The sequence below is a fragment of the Epilithonimonas lactis genome, assembly GCF_900110605.1.
In the GTDB taxonomy this organism is placed as follows: domain Bacteria; phylum Bacteroidota; class Bacteroidia; order Flavobacteriales; family Weeksellaceae; genus Epilithonimonas; species Epilithonimonas lactis.
This window is the reverse complement of the sequence record NZ_FOFI01000002.1, coordinates 883941-904963: the sequence shown is the minus strand read 5'-3', so window position 1 is coordinate 904963 and position 21023 is coordinate 883941. Positions and strand designations below refer to the sequence as shown.

Below are 21023 nucleotides of genomic sequence, written 5' to 3'. Positions count from 1 at the left end.
TTTACATTAATGAAAAAACATATTCTTTTTTTTTTGTTTCTGATTCCTGCCACAATTTGGTCACAATATCTTTTGCCCAATGAGGAAATCATCTACTCATTTGAAACTAAGAATGGAAAGAAAATGTCTTTGGTTAAAGATAAATCCAACAAGTATATTCAATATCGTTTTGGAACCAAAAGTAGAATTGAGATGGAATTCCCAGCCAAGAGAACAAAGGAAAGTTGGAAGCAATTTCATTATAATTCTTACTATCGTGGTGGCGGAATTCAAAATGCGGGAATGGAGATTGACAACCTTCAGTTCACAAATGATGGCTACGAATATTTGCTATTTCGAACCTATCACGCAGAAGGCGAAGTTTACTCTGCCGGAATTATCATTACTGACAAAAAAGGAAAAGAGACGCGCATTGTAGGAAATTATAAAACCGTCAAAGGTTGCATCTGTAATTTGGAAGATACTGGAATGATTCTGAAAGAGGATATTGGATTAAGTTTTTAAAATGTAAATTGATGAAAAAACTTCTTTCTTTTTTAGTCATATTTATTTTTACATTTTCATATTCCCAGGAACTGAAAGATTTCACAATCCCAAAAGGTTACGAGAAAATCTTGGAAACAAAAGGCGACCTGGACAAAGATGGAAAAGATGAAACCGTCATCGTTTTCAACACAGATAAAACAACTGACTCAGAATCTCCTGGACTCGTAAGAAAATTTTATATTCTAAAAAACGTCAATGGCAAATTAAAAATTTGGAAAGAGAATTCGACCTTAATTTTTGATAGCAAAACGGGATTTTACCCAAATGATAATAAGTTGGAATTGATTGTTAAGAACAATTGTTTAATAATTAATCAAATGTATTTTACAAATTCTCGCCACACAGACACTTCTAAACACACTTTTAGGTTTCAAAACGGAGATTTTTATTTGATTGGTGTATCAATTAATTACGATGACACCTGCGAATATAATTTCAAAAATGAAATCAATTTTTCAACTGGGAAAGTCATTGTAAGCGAAGAATATTCGGATTGTGATGATGGCTCGAACAGAAAAATTCCAGAAAATTATTATAAAGAATTCACTTATAAACTTCCCAAATTAATAAAAATGAACGAGTACAAAATGGGAAAGAATGAAATCAAAATTCCTAATTCAAATAAATCTTTTAATTTCTAAATGTCAAAAACCATCATCATCACAGGCACTTCATCCGGAATTGGATTTGCGCTGGCAGAATATTTCGGGAAGAAAGGGAACAAAGTTTACGGACTGAGCAGAAAATCTGTGAGTTCGGATTTTTTCGTTTCGATTCCGACAGACATTACCGACAAAGACCAAATCGACAACGCCATTTCTGAAATCCTAAAAACAGAAACCAGAATCGATGTGCTCATCAACAACGCCGGAATGGGAATGGTTGGCTCGGTTGAAGATTCTACGAAAGAAGATATCACGAAGTTATTCAATCTTAATTTGATTGGTTCTGTCCAGATGATGACCGCCGTTTTGCCGAAAATGCGTGAACAGAAATCAGGAAAAATCATCAATGTCTCCAGCATCGGTTCCGAAATGGGATTGCCTTTCCGAGGATTTTATTCCGCTTCCAAATCCGCTTTGGACAAAGTGACAGAAGCAATGCGCTACGAAGTTTATCCTTGGAATATCCACGTTTGTTCACTTCATTTGGGCGACATCAAAACGAATATTGCAGAAAATCGTGTCAAAACAAAAGTTTCCGAACCTTATAAAAATGTGTTCGACAAAGTTTACGCTTTGATGAATTCCCACGTCGGCGATGGCACAGAACCTTTGGATGTGGCGGTTTACCTTGATGGACTTTTAGGAAAATCGAAATGGAAAGCGCATTATTATTTTGGGAAATTCGGTCAGAAAATTGGCGTTCCGCTCAAATGGATTCTTCCGCAAGGCACATACGAGAATCTGATGAAGAAATACAATAAAATGGATTGATTTTCTGTTTAACCACAAAGGCACTAAGTTTTTTCACAAAGTTCACAATGAACTAAAAATAGTGTCCTTTGTGAAAATCCTTGTGAACCTTGTGGTTAAAACTAAATATTTCTTTTTCTTCATATTTACTCTCTTCTGTGTTTTATTGAACGCGCAGAAAAAAGAATATTGGCTCATCGACAAAGAAACCAACGCCAAAAAAATAGTTTCCGATTCAGCAAAAGCAGTGAAGTTTCTGGATTCTTTGACAGAGAACTCCTACTTTTTCACAGAACTGAAAGACGTCAAAAAAATAGATAACCGCACCGAAATCTATTACGACAAAGGCCCGAATTTCAACAAAGCCAATGTCAAATTCTCGGATTCATTGGTTTCAGATTTGAAACTTCAAAAGAACGAGCTCTACACGAAAAACCTCGACTCTCTCAAGAAGAACATCAATCAAAAATATCGGAACAAAGGTTTCGCCTTCAACCGTGTTAAAACCAAATTCCAGAAAATGGAAAACGGAATTCCAACGGTCAAAATCTCGGTCGTAACATCATCTCAAAGGAAAATCGACGCCATCGTGTACAAAGGCTACACACGTTTACCGAAACAATTCGTTAAAGCTTTGAACAAAGAATATGTCGGCAAAAATTACGAAGACAAAAACTTGGTTTCGATGAATCAGGCTTTACAAAATCACCAATTCGTGACTTTGGAAAAACCGCCCCAAACTTTATTCACAAAGGATTCCACGCAGGTTTTTCTCTTTACACAAAAGAAAAAAACCAACACGTTCGACGGAATGATTGGCTTCGGAAATGACAAAACCGAAAAATTCACCGTCAACGGAACCTTGAACGTCCAGCTCAAAAATATGTTCAACAGCTTCGAAAGCATCGGCGTTTACTGGCAAAGAAATCCCGACAAAGGCCAGACTTTCGATATGCAAACCGACATTCCGTACACGTTTGGAAGCAACGTCGGCCTGAACGTCAACGTCAATATTTTCCGACAAGACTCCACTTTTGCGAATGTGAAATTCCTGCCCGCGGTTTACTATCACCTTTCGCCACGTCAAAAACTCGGTCTCAAAGGGACTTTCGAGTCGTCTGCCATTTTGGATTCGCTTTATACTGGCGGTCGCGATTACAGCAAAAAAGGGATTGGACTTTGGTACCAATATCAGGAAGGAAGCGACATTCCACTGTTCATCAACAAAAGCAATATCCGTGTGGAAGCCGATTTCCTCAAGACAACCTACGACGACACGCAGGAAAAATTTGACCAAATCCGATATTTCCTTTTCGCCGAACACAACTTCAATCTCTCAGGAAACCACTACCTGAACATCAAGGCCGAGTCCGCATTGCTCAGCGCCAAGAACGAACTTTCCACAAACGAACTTTTTAGGTTTGGCGGTTGGAACTCGATGCGCGGTTTCAACGAGCAGAGTCTCATCAGCGATTTCTACGCATTTGCCGGCGCCGAATATCGCTATCTCGTCAATGACCAAGCCTTTTTCGACCTCTTTGCGCAGTACGGCCAGATGTCCAACAAAGCCTTGGGAATCTCACCGAAATTGTATAGTTTAGGCCTCGGTTTCAACTTTTTTCTTCCCGTCGGCTTGATGAGTTTTCAGATTTCAAACGGAAACCAATTTGGCAACCCATTCAAATTCAATGAGATAAAAATCCATTGGGGAATCCTGAGCAGGTTTTGATAAATGATATTTGATAACCGATAATTGATAAAAAATCATTCATCACTTATCATTAATCATCCATAAATATTTGGAGCCGGGAACCTGCTTTCCGTTGCAATTCCTCGCGCCCTGCTTTGTCCATCGCTTGCTGTGGGATTTCCACTACAATCAGGGCTATGGGTTTTGTCATCCAATCATCATTTTTCTGAATATTAACTATTTATCAAATAAATTAGGATACTTTCAAATTCGAAATAAATAGCTTAATTTTGCACAGAAAGTAAAGATGTCTATTCATAACAAAATTGTAGAGGCAGCCATCACTTTCGATGACGTTCTATTAGTCCCTTCTTATTCAGAAGTTTTACCTAACCAGGTTTCCCTAAAATCCAGACTCACAGACAAAATTTCGCTCAATGTTCCCATAGTTTCCGCAGCAATGGATACGGTTACAGAAGCAGATTTGGCCATTGCACTCGCAAGAGTTGGCGGTCTTGGATTCATCCATAAAAATATGACGATTGCGGAACAGGCCGCACAAGTCAACAGCGTGAAACGTTCCGAAAACGGAATGATTTCTGACCCAGTCACGCTTTCCAAAGACCATACACTTGCCGAAGCGAAAGCATTGATGGCCGAATACAAAATCTCTGGACTTCCTGTGGTTGATAAAAATAATTATCTCATCGGAATTATCACCAACAGAGATGTGAAATATCAAGAAAACCTTGAAGTGAAAGTGGAGGAAATAATGACAAAAAACAACCTCATCACTTCCGACAAAACCACGAATCTGGAAACTGCGAAAGAAATTTTGCTAAAAAACAGAATCGAGAAACTTCCTATCGTAGACAAGAAAAACAAACTGGTTGGACTGATTACGATTAAGGATATCGACAATCAATTAGAATATCCAAATGCGAACAAAGACGAAAACGGGCGTCTTATCGTTGGAGCCGGCGTTGGGGTTGGCGAAGATACTATTGAAAGAATTACAGCATTAGTAAAAGCTGGCGTTGACATCGTCGCAATTGATTCGGCTCACGGACATTCAAAAGGTGTTTTGGATAAGATTTCAGAAATCAGAAAAACATTTCCAGACCTAGATATCGTTGGTGGAAACATCGTCACGGCTGAAGCTGCAAAAGATTTAATAAAAGCGGGTGCAAACGTCCTTAAAGTTGGTGTTGGTCCAGGTTCTATCTGTACAACCAGAGTTGTTGCAGGTGTTGGCGTTCCACAACTTTCTGCAATCTATAACGTTTACGAATTTGCAAAAAAGAAAAACGTAGCAGTAATCGCTGATGGTGGAATCAAACTTTCCGGAGACATTGTAAAAGCTATCGCAAGTGGCGCTGGAGCAGTTATGCTAGGTTCTCTTCTTGCAGGAACGGATGAAGCTCCAGGAGAAGAAATCATTTTCCAGGGCAGAAAGTTCAAATCTTACCAAGGAATGGGAAGTTTGTCTGCTATGAAACGTGGTGGGAAGGAAAGATATTTCCAAAGCGAGGCAAAGAAATTTGTTCCAGAAGGCATCGAAGGTCGAGTGCCTCACAAAGGAAAACTGGAAGATGTAATTTTCCAATTGACTGGCGGTTTACGTGCCGGAATGGGCTATTGTGGTGCGAAAGATATCGAAGCGTTGCAGAAAGATTCGAAATTGGTAATGATTACCGGAAGTGGTTTGAAAGAATCGCATCCGCACGATGTCATCATCACGCAGGAAGCTCCGAATTATTCTTTTTAAATAGTTCTAAAATCAAATAAAAAAGACTCCAAATTGAATTCTCATTTTGGAGTCTTTTTTTGTTTGACCTCTAATTCATAAGGGTAATTTTCAGAAAAATAAAAAAAATTAGATAAATGCATTAAAAATCAAAACTTTGGTGCTGTGTTTGCTAAGAATTTAATAGTTTTGCAAAAGCAAATATCGCAATGAAAAAGTCCACAATCTTCTCTTTATTATTTCTATCATTTATAGTACTTGGTACGCTTTCTTTTACTTCAAGCAAGAAAGTGATAGCCGTTGTTTTCAATAAGGAAATGACGAAAAAAGATTTGCTGAGCTTGCAGAAAAACCTAAAAGAAAAGAATATCATTTTGGTTTTCAATCAGATGAAATTTACAAAAAACAGATTGAGTTATATTGATTTCAGCATTGATTTTGGGGATGGATTTTCCGGAACTTCGAAATCCGAAATCACGAAGTCCAAAGAAATAGGATTTGTACGAGATTACAACGAAGATGCTGAACAGCCTTTTGTAGTCGGCGATTTAAAATAAATAAAGCTTCCAAATTTGGAAGCTTTTCTTTTATAAGTCATTGTTGTCATTTTTCTTTCTTTTCCGGATGTCCAAGTCATCTTTGAAATCATCAATGCGGTAATCTGTATGATAATTACCTTTCGTAATTTTTTCCTTCGAATATAATCGGAAATCATTCTCAGTTTTTTCCAAGAGATAATCATACGGGCCAACGTGGGAAATCAATTTGATTAAAACCGGTGAGATTTCCAAACAGATGAACAATCCCATAATGAAACTCGCTGCCAGCGCAATGATTGCTGAATTTTTCCCCAACTCATCTAACGCTTGCAAACGCGCCGCAAATCCATTGAACTTGTCCTCCACAGTTTCTGTAGATTTTCTTTCGGTTTCCAGATTGGTGTAGACTTTCGAAACTTCTTTATCCAAATATTCCAATCGCGATTGCTGTTGTTTTCGGTAATTTTCGAGGTCTAATCGTTTCTGTTCTTTCAATTCCGCTTTTCGTTTGGCATTGGTTCCAAAGCCGACTTTCCCACTCGTCAGGCCAGATTCTTTTCCGAGAATTTCTTTTTCTAATTCTACAGACGCAGAATCATAAGCCATTTGGTAATTCTTAATTTGATTTTGGATTTGTTTCTTCTCTGTATCAAAAGGGCCGGATTGTTGCAAAATCCTTCCAGTCATTTCAGCTTGAAGTTGTTTTTTATTTCTCTGAATAATCGTGTTCAGTTGTTTGTTGACTTCCTTTTCAAAAATCTTCAATTCCAGCGGTTTTGAAATAATGATTCCGAGAAACGTCGCCAAAATCAACCTTGGAATTGTCATCAAAACCTGATTCCACCACGTTCCGGTTTTCTTGATGGAAGAAACGATGTATCTATCCAAATTGAAAATCATCAATCCCCAAAGAAGTCCAAATCCAACGGCTGTCCAAACATTATCAAAAACCGTAAACATCGCATAACCCGCGGAAAGTGTTGCAAAAAGTGCCGTGAACAAAACGATTCCGCCAATTCCGGCAAACTTGTTCCATTCGCTTGGCGATTTCTTCAAAAGGTGAATGTTGGCGCCAGAACACAGCATCAAGAAGTGCTGGAACCAATTCATTTTATTAGTGTTAGATGTATTTTTCATATTAATGATTATCACAATATGTAACTCAAAACGTTAAATTGTTACAAATAGTATTAGGTAAAACCAAATAGCTAATTATGTACCAAATTTTATTTCTAATATTTATGATTTAAAAATCTTAAAACAACAAAATTCACAAAAGAAAAATCGAGAAAGAAGATTGTCAAAAGACAAAAAAAGCCATTTTTTAAAGGACATTTTCCTTTTTTGAACTTTTGACAAGTTTAAAACTTTTGTGCCTTTTGTGGTTCGAACCAAATATAAATGTAGGATTTAAACAAAAAAGTCTGCTTTTCTAAAAGGCAGACTTTATTAATTATAATATTTGAAGCGAAATTAATCTCCCGTGTTCACAGTCACTTTCACGCCTGCGCCACCAGATTTTTCATCCGCATCGAGATTGACTTTGTCCGGTTTTGATTTGAAATCGTGAACGTTATTTTTCATATTTCGGTCAATCAGTTTTGCGTACGGGTCGATTCCAGCTTGCAACGGTTCTTCATTCACCAAGAACGTAAAAGTTTTCTCAGGTTTATCCATCTTCACTTTTTTGAAAATCAATTCTTTACCTTCAGGAAACTTCTTTGATTTTTGTCCGAAAACGCCGACATCAACATAATCGTTAACCGGAATTTTCTTCGATTTCCCTTTGCCATCAACGCGGTATTTTGCGCTTCCAACAGTGAGTTTTACTTGATATTGCTTTCCGACTTTTTTGTAAGATAAATCTTTCACATAATTTTCGTTCAGCGTAATCGTTTCAAACAAATCTTTGATGAGGTACTGCAAACTGTCGGGCGTTTCCTTCTTCAGAAGATTTACAAACTCCACCGAATTGGTGTAAGGCGGTTCCTGAAACTTGGTCTGTTCCAGATATTTCTTCAAAACCGAATTCAGTTTTGCCTCTCCCAGATAATCTTTCAGCGCGTACATCACGACGCTTCCTTTGTTGTAGTGGATGTAACTTTGATTTTCGATTAACATCAAAGGCATTTCGTTTTTCGCTTCTCTGGTTCGGCCTTTCAAATATTTATCAAGCTCGTAACTCAAGAATTTTTTCATCGCAGGCGCGCCGTATTCGTGCTCCATCACCATCAAAGCGGAATATTGCGAGAATGTTTCCGACATCATCGCACTGCCCTGAACATTGCCACCAACAACCTGATGTCCCCACCATTGATGCGCAACTTCGTGAGCCGTCACATAGAACGGAAGGTCGATTTTTTCTGGTTTGTCGGGTTCAATCTTCGTCAGGAAACCGATTTCTTCGGAGTATGGAATCGTGTTCGGGAACGATTGCGCAAAGGAAGCGTAACGCGGAAACTCGATGATTCGGACTTGCTTGTGCTGATAAGGTCCAAAGTTTTTGGTGTAATAATTCAAACTGTTTTGAATGGAAGAAATCATTCGATTCAAATTATATTCGTGTCCTTTTTGGTAATAAACCTCGATGTTCACGTTGTTCCATTTTGCTTTTTTCACTTGATAATCGGCAGAAAGAAATGCGTAGAAATTGAGAATCGGCGAATCCATTTTGTAGGTGAAATATCTTCTACCATTCGCTTTCCATTCTTTTTGCAAATAACCTGGCGCAATGGCGATTTGGTCATTATCAGTCGAAATCTGAGTCTGGAAACGAATCCAGTCGGAATCATTTGAAATGAAATTGTTCATTCTCGCCTTCGTGTCGTTCACTTTTGCCAATCTTGGTTTTGGTTTCAGACCGTATTTTATTCGGGCAGAATTTTCCGAAAGTTCAACATCTGCGCTGTAACCTAAGCCAGGCAGATTATTGGAATTGAAAAATGAACCATTCCCAACCACATCCGTTTCCGTCTCAGAGTTGGCAAAACCTTTCGGCTCAAAATCATATTGAAAATTGAGTGCAACAGAATCTCCAGGCTGAAGTGGCTGATTGAGTTTTACAAGTTTCAAACCTGCTTTTTCATCATTGAAAATCTCTTTTCCGGAACGAGCCAATTGCATTTTTTTGAAGGCATAATGTCCGTCCAGATTATTCGGATATTTGAGAATGATGCTGTCAATCGGCTTTTGATGTTTGTTTTTGATGTAATAAACGCCATCTACACTCCAACCCGATTTTGCAGGGAAAATATCAATTTTCAAATTTGAAGAAACGATTCTCGGCTGGTCTATCTTTTCCAGATATTTATATTTTTTCTCGTAATCGACACGCATTTTTTCCATTTCAACTTCCGTGTAGGATTTGTTGAGAAGATGCGTATTGTAATAGATGTAACCACCAAGTCCGACAGTCGAGAACAAGAATAGAAACAGTAAAGCTTTATGTTTTAATTTGAATGACGTTTTCGACAACAGATATTTTTTGGACAATCCTTTTTCCTTACCTCTCGGGAAAACCAAAAGTGCGATGAACAATAAGAATAACATCATCAAAATCCAATATGATTTCACAATGAAATAACTGTAAAGCACTTGTCCGAAACCGTTCAAAGCTGAATAAGGAAGCGTTGGTCCGTTGGAATTGAAACTATACAAAATCCCATTCATCTCCAAATAATTATATAAAATCGGAAGGAAAACGACAGGGAAAATCGCCAAGAAAAATCCAAAATATTTGTTATTGACAATCAATTGAACAAACAAACTGAAACCTATCAAAACCAGATAATAAGGCAGATTGTAAAGGTTGAATTTCAAATACGTCAATGGTTCGATGTCATAAAATCCTTTGTAAAACTGAATCCCGATGCAAATCAAATTAGAGAAAATCTGCATTAGGATGACCATCCAGACCATTCCCAAAAATTTGGAAAACATCAGGTTGAAATTGGAAACTGTGCTTACGCCAATCAGTTCATCGATTTTATTTTCACGCTCTCTCCAAACGATGTTTCCTGAGAAAAAGACAATTAATAAAAGTAGGAAAAATGACAAACCTTCTTCCGCCAATTCCGCCATCAGAAAGGTGACAGGAATGGATTCTGCGTCGTACATCGATTTCATATAATTGGAAAGCACAATCAGCAAAACGCCAAAAATGAAAGCAATTATTCCAAAAAATGGCGTGTAAACAATTCTTTTGACCTCAAAAAAAGAAAGGTAAAAAAGCTCTTTCAGTTTCGCCATCCAACCAAAATCCTTTTGAACATTCAGAATTTCTTGCAATGATTTTTCGGAATTGGTGTAAGTTTCTACCAAAGCAGTTTTCTTCTTTTTAAATAAAGAAAAAGGTTGTAAAAATTGATTGAAATCAAATTTAAAATAAGTAACTCCAACACACAAAAGCGAAATTCCCAGCCAAACCAAACGGTTCCAAAGCAAAACGCCCGAAAGCGGAACTATGTTTTCATTTTGCTCGTAAGGCGTCCAATATTCGGTGATTTGTTTCAAAGCAAAATTTCCGAATGGGTCGAGAAGCGAGGCCAAATCTTTGTTTTCGATGTCGGAAAGAATGCTGTCGCTCAAAATCGATAACAAAAGTAAAATCACACAGAAAAGGTAGGAAGCCAAAGTGCTTCTGGTCAACGTCGTCAACGCGAAAAATATCGAACCGATAATCAAAGTATTTGCAACTGTGAAAATCAAAAATGGCCAAAGAAAATTGATGATATTGATTGGACCAAGTTGTGGAGTTCCAAGTCCGTAAAGCGTCCCGAAAAAATAGCCAATTAAAATTCCTGAAAAAACGTAGATTGCTATGAGGAAATTAGCTAAAAATCTTCCGAAAAAATAGCCTGATTTGGTAATTGGCGTCGTGTACAACAAACCGTGAAAATTATAGGCATAATCTTTCTGAATCGCGGTTGCCATAATGCTAATCATCATAATCCCGTTGATAAGCACCATAATATTGCCACTCATCCCAACAATCAATCTGGCGATTGCCAAAGAGGAATTTTTGGTCAAAATCGAATCTGAGGTTGAAGTGTCAAATGCGCCCGTCGTTCCCAATCCAACGAGTACGCCAAGCGTGAGGAAAACCAAAAAGTAAATCTGCGTACTCCATTTTTTGAAACCGTTCCTGAGTTCAAAAGAGAATAATTCTTTAAACATTGGTTGTCATTTTTTTGGTGATACTTGAGAAATACACGTCTTCCAAATTGGATTCGACAGGAATAAAATTAGCGTCTGGCTGAGTTTCCGCAAAAACGCGAATCTCCACTTTTCCTTCCGAAATATGTGTAGAAATCACTTGGTATTGTTCTTTCGCCACCTCAACTTCGGATTTCTCGATGAGTTTTTTCCAGATTTTACCTTGGAAGTCTTCTATCACACCTTTCGGAGTGCCGTCTAGAATAATGTGTCCGGAAGTCAAAACCACCACGCGGTTGCACAGATTTTTGACATCATCCACAATGTGTGTGGAAAGAATGACAATCGTGTTTTCCCCGATTTCACTCAAGAGATTGTGGAAACGATTTCTTTCCATCGGGTCTAGGCCAGCGGTTGGTTCATCCACAATAATTAATTTTGGATTTCCCAAAAGCGCCTGAGCAATCCCGAAACGCTGTCTCATTCCGCCAGAATATTCGCTGACGTTTCTTTTTCTAGCCTCGAAAAGATTGGTCTGATGAAGCAAGCCTTCGACGATTTCCTTGCGTTCAGATTTATTTGAAATGCCTTTCAGAATGGCGATATGATTGAGAAGTTCTACGGCATTCACTTTCGGATAAAAACCAAAATCCTGAGGAAGATAACCCAAAACTTTTCGAAGTTCTTCTTTTTGGGTCAAGGCATTGAGGTCGCCTAGAAAAATCTCGCCACTGTCCGGCGCCTGCAAACCAGCGATGGTTCTCATTAGTGAAGATTTCCCTGCGCCATTGGGTCCGAGCAATCCGAACATTCCTTTTCCAATCGTAAGATTGACATTATCCAAAGCCTTCAAACCATTGGCGTAGGTTTTACTAATGTTATTTATCTTCAATTCCATAGTTAATTTTTTAAAGTATTATAATTTTATTAGACGATTGCCGACATTATTTGTTACAAAACATCAAGAAAATTAAAGAATATCAATAAATCATTATGGAATTATCATACATATTTGATTAATTATAACAACAATCAAGGATTCAAAATTAAATTGGAGGAAAATGGTTACAGGTATTATATTTGATGGCTCAATTCAAAATTCAGTTATGAAAAATTTAGTTTTGCTAAGTCTGGTTTCAACATTTGCATTGTCTTGTAAACCAGCTTACACAGCGGACAATCTTCCAAAACCATTGCCAGAAAGGCCAAAAGACAATACTGCAATTGGCGCGATGTCAAAAGAGGAATCCAATGAAATGGATTATTTGAGAGAGGAAATCATCACCTTATCCAACAGCGAAAAGTGTACAAACCCTGCTGAGTGGAAAACTGTTGGACTTGGCGTGAAAGCTTGTGGCGGACCAGTCAGTTACATCGCTTACTCTAACAAAATCGACGAAAAGGCTTTTCTAGATAAAGTGGAATCTTACAATCAGAAATCTGCTGGCTACAACAAAAAATACAACCTGGTATCAGATTGTATGTTAATTGTGCAACCGGAGAATATCGTTTGTGAAAATGATAGACCCGTTTTCAAATAAAGTTTATATTTCCTGAGGAGCAACTTGCTTTTTTTGTTCCTCAGCATCCCGATACAATTTTGCTTTGCTCCAAGTCGCGTGCTTCGATGGAACAATGCTGTGTCCTTTTCTCAAAGCATAGACTTTGGTAAATTCTGCCCCGAAGAATATCAATTGACAAGAATAATTAATCCACATCATTAACAAAATAACAGTTCCAGCAGCACCGAAAACGGAAGTTGGTTTTGAGACATCAAAGTAAAAACTCATTCCCATTTTCCCAATATTGAACAATATTGCCGTTACAATCGCTCCTATCCAAACAGATTTCCATTTGATCTCGACATCTGGCAATACTTTGAACATGATGGCAAACAAAACCGTTACCACTGCCAATCCTAAAATAAAATTGCTGATTTGAATGATGAAGTAAGTATCGACACCAAAATATTTTGTAATAAATCCATTGGCCAGACCAATGACAGATGACAAGACCATACTTATCAAAAGCAGAAACGCGATCATCAAAATCATTCCTAAGGAGTTTGCTCTATCAAGAATGAATTTCTGCCAAGCCTTTTTCGGTGCCGCTTCCACATCCCATAGATTGTTTAGCGTGCTTTGCATTTGGAAAAACAAGCTCGTCGCACCAAAAACCAAAGTCGCCACACCCAAAGCCTTCATCCAGAAATTCTCCTTGTCCACCATCGCGCTGGCAATAATATCTTGAATGCTTTTTGCGCCGTCATAGCCCATTATCCCTTGCAATTGTCGGCGGACCTCGCCATTCACCGCTTCTTCACCAAAGAAATGACTCGTTGTCCAGATGATGATGATTAGCAAACCTGGCAACGCAAATATCGCATTGTAGGCCATACTCGCGCTGTCTTTGGATGCAGAGGATGATGTCCATTCGCTAAAAGTGGCCTTTAGAACTTCCCAAAAAGATTTAAGCTTTGTCATAGTTTACATTTCTTTGGAAAATCCAATAGTTGTACCAATCTACTCCTGTTTGTACCAGCTGGAGTATTTAACATAATTATTTGCAATCCTGTCAATCTCGCCTTCAATCAGACTTTGCGAAATATCTTTTACTTTTTTCGCCGGAACGCCAGCCCATATTTCGCCTTCTTTAATAATCGTATTCGCCGTTACCACGGCACCCGCCGCAACGATCGAATTGCTTTCCACGATACAATCGTCCATCACAATCGCCCCCATTCCGATTAGCACATTGTCTTTGATCGTACAACCGTGAACAATCGCATTGTGACCAATTGAAACATTATTGCCTATCGTCGTCGGACTTTTTTTATATGTGCAATGGATCATCGCGTTGTCCTGGACATTCACTTTATTTCCCATTTTGATGTAATGCACATCGCCTCTCAAAACAGCATTGTACCAAATGCTACAGTCATCTCCCATCGTCACATCGCCAATGATCACAGCCGTTTCTGCCACAAATGCATTCTCTCCAAACTGAGGTTTTTTCCCTAAAAGTTCTCTTATAATTGCCATATTTTTAGATAATTGATAATTTATAAATGATAATTGATTTTGAAAATAATTCCTTCCTGAATATTACTTTGGGCGCCTTTATCCGTCCTCCACTCCCAAACCTAACGAAGTGGTTCGACGAAGTCAATCTTTTTTGCAGTCAGGTTTCCATTAAGTAGAAATTAAGTCAAAGCAAAAAAGGATTTCCGTTCAGGCCGGGGCGCAGATTCGTCTTCTATTCACGTTTTGTCATCCGAAACAGCCAAAATCAAACCAATAGAAAAAATCGAATATCCGCAAACCTACTCATAATCAAAACTTAACACAACATTGGGATTCATCGGCTTTTTTGTTCCACCAAATTACGATATTTTTGTAGTTCAATATACTTAAAATGAGACAAATCATTATAGAACCAACAGAGAATCCAAAAGTGATGAAGTTCGTGACGGACTACAATCTGATTCCGGGTTCAGTTGAATTAGACAGAGAATCTGATATTTCAGAAATTCCGTTGGCACAAGAACTTTTCAATTATCCTTTCGTCAATAGAATTTTCATTACAGCCAATTTTATTGCGGTAGCAAAAGAAGATACAGTTGAATGGGACCACGTTTCCGAAAGTCTGAAAAATATCATCGAGGACGAATTGTTGGCGAACCCACGAATTTATCTTCAAAAGAAAAAAGAAATGTATCAGATCTATTCTGAGATGACGCCAAATCCTGCAGTAATGAAATTCATCTCCAGCAAAATGTTGATGGATGGTTTCATCGAGGTAAAATCCAGAGAAGAAGCGGAAGAAGTGCCATTAGCCAAAGAATTGTACGAAGCTTTTGATTTTGTGAAAGAAATCTATGTGAGTGATAATTTCGTTGCTGTGACCAGAGACGGTCAGTTTGAATGGCACGAGATAATGAATCAAGTTCGTTCTTTCATCGCTGAATTTTTGCAAGCTGGAAAAGCCATTTCCAACGCAGAACCTCACAAGCACGAAAATCCAATGTTGAAGATCATCAACAGAGAATATACCAATGACGAGCAAAAGATCAGCGACATTTTGAATGAATATGTGGCACCAGCCGTAGAAAACGACGGTGGAAAAATCTCGTTGATCGAATATGATCAGGAAAACAAAACGGCAAGAATGTTGCTTCAAGGCGCGTGCAGTGGCTGTCCATCGTCAACAGCAACTTTGAAAAACGGAATCCAGAACATTCTGAAACAATTCGTTCCGGAATTGGTGGAGAATGTGGAAGCTGTGAATGGATAATATTTAGTTGATGGGCTTCGAGAGCCTCAGCCTGACAGTACAAAAGAAGAATCAATATAACATACAGTTTGTCATTCCGTAGGAAACCTAACGAAGTGGTTCGACGAAGTCAATCTAAACAGTTTTTGTAGAGATTCCTACGGAATGACAATATTGCGATTATTTTCAAACATTAGATATTTTGAATCAAACAATTAACCAAAAAGGTATTTTATTAGTAAACCTTGGCTCGCCAAAGTCAACATCTGTGGAAGATGTAAAGGAATATCTGGACGAGTTCCTGATGGACGAAAAGGTCATCGATTACCGTTGGATCTTCCGCGCCCTTTTGGTTCAGGGCATCATCCTGAAAACCAGACCGAAGAAATCTGCGGAAGCGTATAAAACCGTTTGGACCGACGAAGGTTCGCCTTTGATCGTGATCTCCAAACATCTTCAGAAAAGACTTCAGGAGATTGTGGATGTTCCGGTTGGTTTGGGAATGCGCTATGCAGAACCTTCCATCAAAACTGGAATCCAGGAGTTGGTAGACCAAGGCGTGACCGAAATTACTCTATTCCCACTCTATCCGCAATATGCGATGAGTACTACGGAAACGGTGATTGACAAAGCTGAGGAAGTAAGATTAAAATTCTTCCCAGATATCAAGATCAATTACGTGGAGCCATTCTACGACCGCGAGATCTACATCAATGCTTTAGCTGAAAGTATCAGAGAAAAACTTCCTGCGGATTTTGATCTGTTGCAGTTTTCGTATCACGGTGTGCCGGAACGTCATATTTACAAAACCGACCCTACGAATACTTGCAATATGAATACTTGTTGCCAAAAGGAAGACAATCCTTCGCACAAATTCTGCTACAGACACCAATGTTACAAAGTGACCGAACTGGTGTGCAAAAAACTTGGTTTGCCAAAAGAAAAAGTAATGGTCACCTTCCAGTCCAGACTGGGCAAAGACAAATGGATGGAACCTTACACAGACGCTACTTTGGAAGGTCTTGGCAAAAAAGGCATTAAGAAACTAGCCATCGTTTGTCCTGCTTTTGTCTCCGATTGTCTGGAAACTTTGGAAGAGATCTCTGTGGAAGGTAAGGAGATTTTCCTGCACGGTGGTGGTGAAAGATTCGATTACATTCCCTGTCTGAACGAGGAACAAAGCTGGGTGAATGTTGTGAAAACGCTTTCTGAAGAGAAGCTGAATGATTTTTACTTTCATTAATCTTAATATTCAAATCTAATGGTTTTTCGATACGCACGACATACGCAGAATCTTGAGAAACTGATCTACTTCTACACTTCCGTTTTGGAGTTTGAAGTGATTGGGAAGTTTGAAGATCACAATGGTTATGATGGTGTTTTCCTAGGCAAAGCTGGTGAGAATTGGCATCTGGAGTTCACACAGGACGGAAATTTGCCGGAGTCAAAGTTTGATGATGATGACATCTTGGTTTTCTATCCGGAAACCCTAGAAGAGTTCCAGAAGATCTTGGCTAATCTCGAACATTTTAAAGTCCCGACTTTGACACCGAAGAATCCGTATTGGAAAGAGAATGGCATCTGCTTCGAGGATTGTGACCATTATAAGATTATTATTTCTGACCTTAGAATTACTAAATAAATTACAAGACTTCAATTTTCATTGGAGTTTTTTTTGTCATTTTATGATTGGTTTTTGATGGGCTGTTTTCGTGAGATCGCCGTGAGGTTTTCGTGAGCTAAGTGTATTTTTCTCGTTGGAATACATTGAAGCGTATTGACATTTTGACATATATTTTGAGGTGCTATCGGTATACGGTCGGTATATGCATCCTATACGTAAAATGTGTTTTTGTTATTCGGGGAGATTGAGGCGGTTCTGTCATACTGACATAACCACTTTGATGGAGTACTGCTTGAATGATCTTTGTAATTGGACTTACACTTTTAGCAGTTTTTGCATGATTAAAATCTTAATTTAAATTACTTTTACGAAATTAAATGAGAAATGCTAAAAATCTCATTCACACAATGAAAACGAAAGATAGCAATTTTGGAATATTCTTGATGACGGCAGTTTTACTTTTTTGCGTTCCATATTTTGTACTTCCAAATCTATTTACAGATATTAAAAATCTTGAATACGAAACGAAAATAGTAGAGTCAACTAGAATTCTTAAAGAAAAAAACAACAGCCGCTCCTTGCCTGGAAAGTACATTACATCACTCATTATTAAAATGACAGATGGCTCAGAAATACAAAGCAGTGAAGAATATGACAAGTATTGGCCTCAAATTCAAAAGAAAGATAATATTGGTAAGCAAATCAAATATTATCACAGCGTAAATGGAAGCAAGGAACATAACCCGCTCCAAATTGAAATCAATAATAAAATCATTTATAAAAAGAATGAAAACCTTAAATATGCAATTTTACTAATTGCTCTTATGTTGATTTTCACATCTATTCTGTGATTAAATTAGTTAAAATGATTAAGTCCAAAACTAACATTCAAAATTCTTAATCTGCCTTTTCCTAAAACTCTTCGATTCTGCCGAGATTGACTCTTCTAATGTTAAATCTAGATTCTTTCAGAATGACAAAATCTAGAACATTCTATAAATGTTATTTTACCCTGAAAACCCATAGCCCTGATTGCAGTGGAAATCCCACAGCAGGCGATGGCAATTTGACTCCGCTCGGGATGTAAGCGAGGGCGCGAGGAATTGCAACGGAAAGCAGGTTCTCGGCTCCTAAAACTATTAAATCTTTTTGCGTCGATTCTAATTCGTTATTTTCCAGAGGTAAAATAATTATCTTTACGAAAAATAAGTGCGAACAGGAATGCGTAACAGGGTTTTAAATGGATAAATTGGATCTTTTAGGGGTGGTGACGGTGATCTCGCTGTTCGTTTCGTTTTTTCTGGCGTTTTTTCTGCTGACGGTGAAGACGACGCACAAAAGCAGTAATCGGATCTTTGCTTTTTTTCTGATCATCAGCGCAATCGACATCAGCGAGCCTTTGGTGAGTCTATTTTCCGATGGTCCTTCGAATCTTGGGATGTTACGGAGCACGGTATCTTTTCTTCAGATCCCCGTTTTTTATCTTTATGTGTTGTCGGTTTGTTATTCGGATTTTAAATGGAAGCCTAAGTATTTTTTACATCTGATCCCGTTTTTGGTTGTGAATGCTTTGTTGACGCCGCGTTTCTATAGTGTCGATCTGGCTTCAAAGTTTGATTTTATCGTCAATCGCCAAAATATGGTAGAGTTACAGTTTACGCATTGGCTGTTCCATCTTCAGATCATGGTTTATTTTGCGGCGATTTTTCTGCTGTTGAGGAGGGCGAAGAAGCTGTATTTGGAAAATAATTCGGGTGGAGATCTCAGTTCTTACCAGTGGCTGTTTCAGTTCACGGGCGTTTTGACGGTTTTTTATCTGGTTGTCATTCTTAAAAACATTTTCAAATTTTCCGATTATACGTATGTTTCCGACCGGATCAAAATCGGGATCCTGGTGTCGCAGCTTTTCATCATCTGCTGGTATTTGTACAAAGCGCTGAATCATCCCGGCCTTTTCAGGAATATCGACTCGAGATTGAAACTCGTTGCTGACATGGTTTTGGAGGATCAAAAGACAGAGCCGGAAACTCTGAACGATGACCTTCTGAAACTTAAAAAATATATGAGCGATGAAAAGCCATTTCTGGATCCAGCTTTGACGATCCAGGATATTTCCGAAGCGATGAATGTTCCGTTTCGAGAATTATCGGTTTTGATCAATCATCAGTTGGGACAGCATTTTTATGATTTTGTGAATACTTACCGAATCGAAACTGCAATGGAAATCCTTAGAGATCCTTCAAAATCCAAGGTGACGATTCTTGAAATACTCTATGAAGTGGGATTTAATTCGAAATCTTCCTTCAACACCGCTTTCAAAAAGCATACGGGAAATACGCCCACCGAATATCGCAAGTCATTACAAATGAACACTTTGTAATTACTCGTACTACATCATTCGATTATTCCTACCAATTCTTTTCAAAAAATAAGGCCGAATACTTTTACTCGGTCGCATAGGATTTTGTGCTTCCACATCTTTGTATCGAAATATTAATCAACCTTTAAATTATGATACAATGAAAACTATTTTTTATGCCAGCTTTTTTTTATTATTAATGACAAGCGCCACAATCTTTGGACAGAAAAAAGATTACCGCTTTCTTACCGACAGTCTGAAAATCGAAGAACAATTAGAAAAGTATAAACTTCCGGGATTCAGCGTGGTTGTTTTTGAAAATTATAAGATTGTCTATTCGAAACAATTTGGAGTCAAGTCTATGAATTCGCCAGAAAAGATTGATGAAAACACGGCTTTTTCGACAGCCTCAATTGCAAAACCCATCACCGCACTTCTTTGCTATATCTTGGAAGAAAAAGGTTTGCTGAATCTTGATGACCCGATTGACCAGTCTCTAAAAAGATGGCATTTGCCAAAAAGCAAATTCACCGAGAACAAAAGCCCGACTTGGAAACAATTCTTGAATCACACTGCAGGAACTACTCAGGAAGGTTTTGAAGACCATTATGAAGGTGAAAAAATCCCAACATTAGTGGAAAGCCTGCAAGGTAAAATTCCGAGATATGATAAAGAGATCGAATTTTTCTTTGAACCGGGAACAAGGTGGCAATACAGCGGTGGCGGCTACACCATCATTCAAATGGCTTTGGAAGACCGATTCAAAACCTCGATTGCTGAATTGGCAAAACAGTATATTTTTGCTCCGCTTGGATTAAAAAACACGACGATGATACAGCCGAATGAAAAGGGATTTCTTACAAACGTTGCTTTGGTACACGACAATGAAGGAAAAATCATTAAAACCGGTTTGCCAATCACGCCACAAGTTGGTCCTTCTGGACTGTGGTCTACTCCGACTGAACTGGCAATCATCGCTATAGAAATTCAGAATGCGTTGCGCAACAAAAATAATAAAGTGATCTCTCAAGATGTTGCGAAAAAAATGACAGAAGTTACCATTTTGAAACAAGCTGTAGGCGGATGGAGCAATGGTTGGCAAAAATCTTTTGCTTACAACAATTATGATTGGTTTGCCTGCAACGGTTCAAACACCGGAGTTGGCGGTAATGTAATGGGAACGATGAAAGATGGGAATGGGTACGCTTATCTTGCCAATGGTGAAAAACCGAATCGTTTTCCGGTAATGGGAAACACGCAGAGAACAATTCTAAGACTGATGAATTGGAAAGGAAATTTCCAAAGTGAGGAATCACAAGAAATTCCTTTAAATCTAAAAGAAAAACTGATTGGAACTTACAACGATTTCCTTTACGGACAAGAAGTAGAAACAAAAATTGTGGAAAGAGACAACCGCCTTTACGTGGAATCTATGCTTTTGGACCATTTTAGAAGCAAAAAGGACAATGAGTTGGTCTATTTGAAAAACGGATCCTTTAAAGTGATCGATTATCCAAATCTTTTGAAATTTGAATTTAGTGATGGAAAACTAAGTTCTGTCACATCAGTCAGAGATGATTTAACTGACATTATAAAAGTCATTAATCAAGGAAAATAATCCTTAGCCATCTTTGAATAAAAAAACCGCCTCAGATCATTGAGACGGTTTTCTTTTTA

The 21023-nt window shown here is 38.2% G+C and carries 18 protein-coding genes; 13 read left to right on the top strand and 5 right to left on the bottom strand.

Annotated elements, in window-relative coordinates; translation table 11 throughout:
* Positions 1 to 9: 9 nt before the first annotated feature.
* From BMW39_RS09445 to BMW39_RS09420, 6 genes are all read left to right on the top strand, one after another.
* Positions 10 to 504, top strand: coding sequence for a hypothetical protein (locus tag BMW39_RS09445; protein ID WP_034974078.1), 495 nt, complete (start codon positions 10 to 12; stop codon positions 502 to 504).
* 11 nt (positions 505 to 515) lie between these two features.
* Positions 516 to 1187, top strand: coding sequence for a hypothetical protein (locus tag BMW39_RS09440; RefSeq protein ID WP_034974077.1), 672 nt, complete (start codon positions 516 to 518; stop codon positions 1185 to 1187).
* The gene (locus BMW39_RS09435; protein ID WP_034974076.1) at positions 1188 to 1982 is read left to right on the top strand and encodes an SDR family oxidoreductase; all 795 of its coding nucleotides are present in this window, start codon (positions 1188 to 1190) and stop codon (positions 1980 to 1982) included. It abuts the gene before it with no gap.
* Positions 1983 to 2052: 70 nt separating this feature from the next.
* Positions 2053 to 3690 carry a BamA/TamA family outer membrane protein gene (locus tag BMW39_RS09430; protein ID WP_245750472.1) on the top strand — a complete coding sequence of 546 codons (1638 nt, stop codon included), beginning with the start codon at positions 2053 to 2055 and terminating at the stop codon, positions 3688 to 3690.
* Between the two features lie 268 nt (positions 3691 to 3958).
* Positions 3959 to 5419 (top strand): IMP dehydrogenase, encoded by a 1461-nt coding sequence (gene guaB, locus BMW39_RS09425; RefSeq protein WP_034974075.1) that lies wholly within the window; start codon positions 3959 to 3961, stop codon positions 5417 to 5419.
* Between the two features lie 188 nt (positions 5420 to 5607).
* Complete coding sequence (locus tag BMW39_RS09420; RefSeq protein ID WP_034974073.1) at positions 5608 to 5955, top strand: hypothetical protein; 348 nt, start codon at positions 5608 to 5610, stop codon at positions 5953 to 5955.
* A 30-nt stretch (positions 5956 to 5985) separates the two neighbouring features.
* Here BMW39_RS09420 and BMW39_RS09415 read toward each other — a convergent pair whose 3' ends face one another.
* The 3 genes from BMW39_RS09415 to BMW39_RS09405 form a co-directional block, all read right to left on the bottom strand.
* Positions 5986 to 7047: a DUF4407 domain-containing protein gene (locus BMW39_RS09415; RefSeq protein WP_245750471.1), complete on the bottom strand. Its 1062-nt coding sequence runs from the start codon at positions 7045 to 7047 to the stop codon at positions 5986 to 5988.
* Between the two features lie 363 nt (positions 7048 to 7410).
* Complete coding sequence (locus BMW39_RS09410; RefSeq protein WP_051879855.1) at positions 7411 to 11112, bottom strand: ABC transporter permease/M1 family aminopeptidase; 3702 nt, start codon at positions 11110 to 11112, stop codon at positions 7411 to 7413.
* Complete coding sequence (locus BMW39_RS09405) at positions 11105 to 11989, bottom strand: ABC transporter ATP-binding protein (RefSeq protein ID WP_034974071.1); 885 nt, start codon at positions 11987 to 11989, stop codon at positions 11105 to 11107. The genes BMW39_RS09410 and BMW39_RS09405 overlap by 8 nt, the downstream gene beginning before the upstream one ends.
* 208 nt (positions 11990 to 12197) lie before the next feature.
* On the opposite strand from BMW39_RS09405, the gene BMW39_RS09400 reads away from it, so the two are divergent.
* On the top strand, positions 12198 to 12632 hold the full coding sequence (locus tag BMW39_RS09400; RefSeq protein ID WP_034974069.1) for a hypothetical protein: 435 nt from the start codon (positions 12198 to 12200) through the stop codon (positions 12630 to 12632).
* A gap of 3 nt (positions 12633 to 12635) precedes the next feature.
* Here the strand turns inward: BMW39_RS09400 and BMW39_RS09395 are convergent, their stop codons facing one another.
* Positions 12636 to 13574, bottom strand: coding sequence for a YihY/virulence factor BrkB family protein (locus tag BMW39_RS09395; RefSeq protein WP_034974067.1), 939 nt, complete (start codon positions 13572 to 13574; stop codon positions 12636 to 12638).
* A gap of 39 nt (positions 13575 to 13613) precedes the next feature.
* A complete protein-coding gene (locus tag BMW39_RS09390; RefSeq protein WP_034974065.1) occupies positions 13614 to 14132 on the bottom strand; it encodes a gamma carbonic anhydrase family protein in 519 nt (172 codons plus the stop codon).
* A 373-nt stretch (positions 14133 to 14505) separates the two neighbouring features.
* Between BMW39_RS09390 and BMW39_RS09385 the strand changes: the two genes are divergently transcribed.
* The 6 genes from BMW39_RS09385 (at position 14506) to BMW39_RS09360 (ending at position 20964) form a co-directional block, all read left to right on the top strand.
* Positions 14506 to 15384 carry a NifU family protein gene (locus BMW39_RS09385; RefSeq protein WP_034974063.1) on the top strand — a complete coding sequence of 293 codons (879 nt, stop codon included), beginning with the start codon at positions 14506 to 14508 and terminating at the stop codon, positions 15382 to 15384.
* A 193-nt stretch (positions 15385 to 15577) separates the two neighbouring features.
* The gene (gene hemH / locus BMW39_RS09380; RefSeq protein ID WP_034974340.1) at positions 15578 to 16606 is read left to right on the top strand and encodes a ferrochelatase; all 1029 of its coding nucleotides are present in this window, start codon (positions 15578 to 15580) and stop codon (positions 16604 to 16606) included.
* A gap of 18 nt (positions 16607 to 16624) precedes the next feature.
* On the top strand, positions 16625 to 17005 hold the full coding sequence (locus tag BMW39_RS09375) for a VOC family protein (RefSeq protein ID WP_034974061.1): 381 nt from the start codon (positions 16625 to 16627) through the stop codon (positions 17003 to 17005).
* A 389-nt stretch (positions 17006 to 17394) separates the two neighbouring features.
* Complete coding sequence (locus tag BMW39_RS09370; protein ID WP_131474283.1) at positions 17395 to 17838, top strand: hypothetical protein; 444 nt, start codon at positions 17395 to 17397, stop codon at positions 17836 to 17838.
* Positions 17839 to 18227: 389 nt separating this feature from the next.
* Complete coding sequence (locus tag BMW39_RS09365; RefSeq protein WP_034974057.1) at positions 18228 to 19367, top strand: helix-turn-helix domain-containing protein; 1140 nt, start codon at positions 18228 to 18230, stop codon at positions 19365 to 19367.
* Between the two features lie 139 nt (positions 19368 to 19506).
* A complete protein-coding gene (locus BMW39_RS09360; RefSeq protein ID WP_051879854.1) occupies positions 19507 to 20964 on the top strand; it encodes a serine hydrolase domain-containing protein in 1458 nt (485 codons plus the stop codon).
* The last annotated feature ends 59 nt before the right edge of the window (positions 20965 to 21023 follow it).

Coding starts and splice junctions, on each gene's coding strand:
- BMW39_RS09400 (WP_034974069.1), top strand. CDS start 12,198: ATGAAAAATTTAGTTTTGCTAAGTCTGGTTTCAACATTTGCATTGTCT.
- BMW39_RS09410 (WP_051879855.1), bottom strand. CDS start 11,112: ATGTTTAAAGAATTATTCTCTTTTGAACTCAGGAACGGTTTCAAAAAA.
- BMW39_RS09390 (WP_034974065.1), bottom strand. CDS start 14,132: ATGGCAATTATAAGAGAACTTTTAGGGAAAAAACCTCAGTTTGGAGAG.
- BMW39_RS09420 (WP_034974073.1), top strand. CDS start 5,608: ATGAAAAAGTCCACAATCTTCTCTTTATTATTTCTATCATTTATAGTA.
- BMW39_RS09365 (WP_034974057.1), top strand. CDS start 18,228: ATGGATAAATTGGATCTTTTAGGGGTGGTGACGGTGATCTCGCTGTTC.
- BMW39_RS09370 (WP_131474283.1), top strand. CDS start 17,395: ATGAAAACGAAAGATAGCAATTTTGGAATATTCTTGATGACGGCAGTT.
- BMW39_RS09435 (WP_034974076.1), top strand. CDS start 1,188: ATGTCAAAAACCATCATCATCACAGGCACTTCATCCGGAATTGGATTT.
- BMW39_RS09415 (WP_245750471.1), bottom strand. CDS start 7,047: ATGAATTGGTTCCAGCACTTCTTGATGCTGTGTTCTGGCGCCAACATT.
- BMW39_RS09375 (WP_034974061.1), top strand. CDS start 16,625: ATGGTTTTTCGATACGCACGACATACGCAGAATCTTGAGAAACTGATC.
- BMW39_RS09395 (WP_034974067.1), bottom strand. CDS start 13,574: ATGACAAAGCTTAAATCTTTTTGGGAAGTTCTAAAGGCCACTTTTAGC.
- BMW39_RS09360 (WP_051879854.1), top strand. CDS start 19,507: ATGAAAACTATTTTTTATGCCAGCTTTTTTTTATTATTAATGACAAGC.
- BMW39_RS09445 (WP_034974078.1), top strand. CDS start 10: ATGAAAAAACATATTCTTTTTTTTTTGTTTCTGATTCCTGCCACAATT.
- guaB (WP_034974075.1), top strand. CDS start 3,959: ATGTCTATTCATAACAAAATTGTAGAGGCAGCCATCACTTTCGATGAC.
- BMW39_RS09385 (WP_034974063.1), top strand. CDS start 14,506: ATGAGACAAATCATTATAGAACCAACAGAGAATCCAAAAGTGATGAAG.
- BMW39_RS09440 (WP_034974077.1), top strand. CDS start 516: ATGAAAAAACTTCTTTCTTTTTTAGTCATATTTATTTTTACATTTTCA.
- BMW39_RS09405 (WP_034974071.1), bottom strand. CDS start 11,989: ATGGAATTGAAGATAAATAACATTAGTAAAACCTACGCCAATGGTTTG.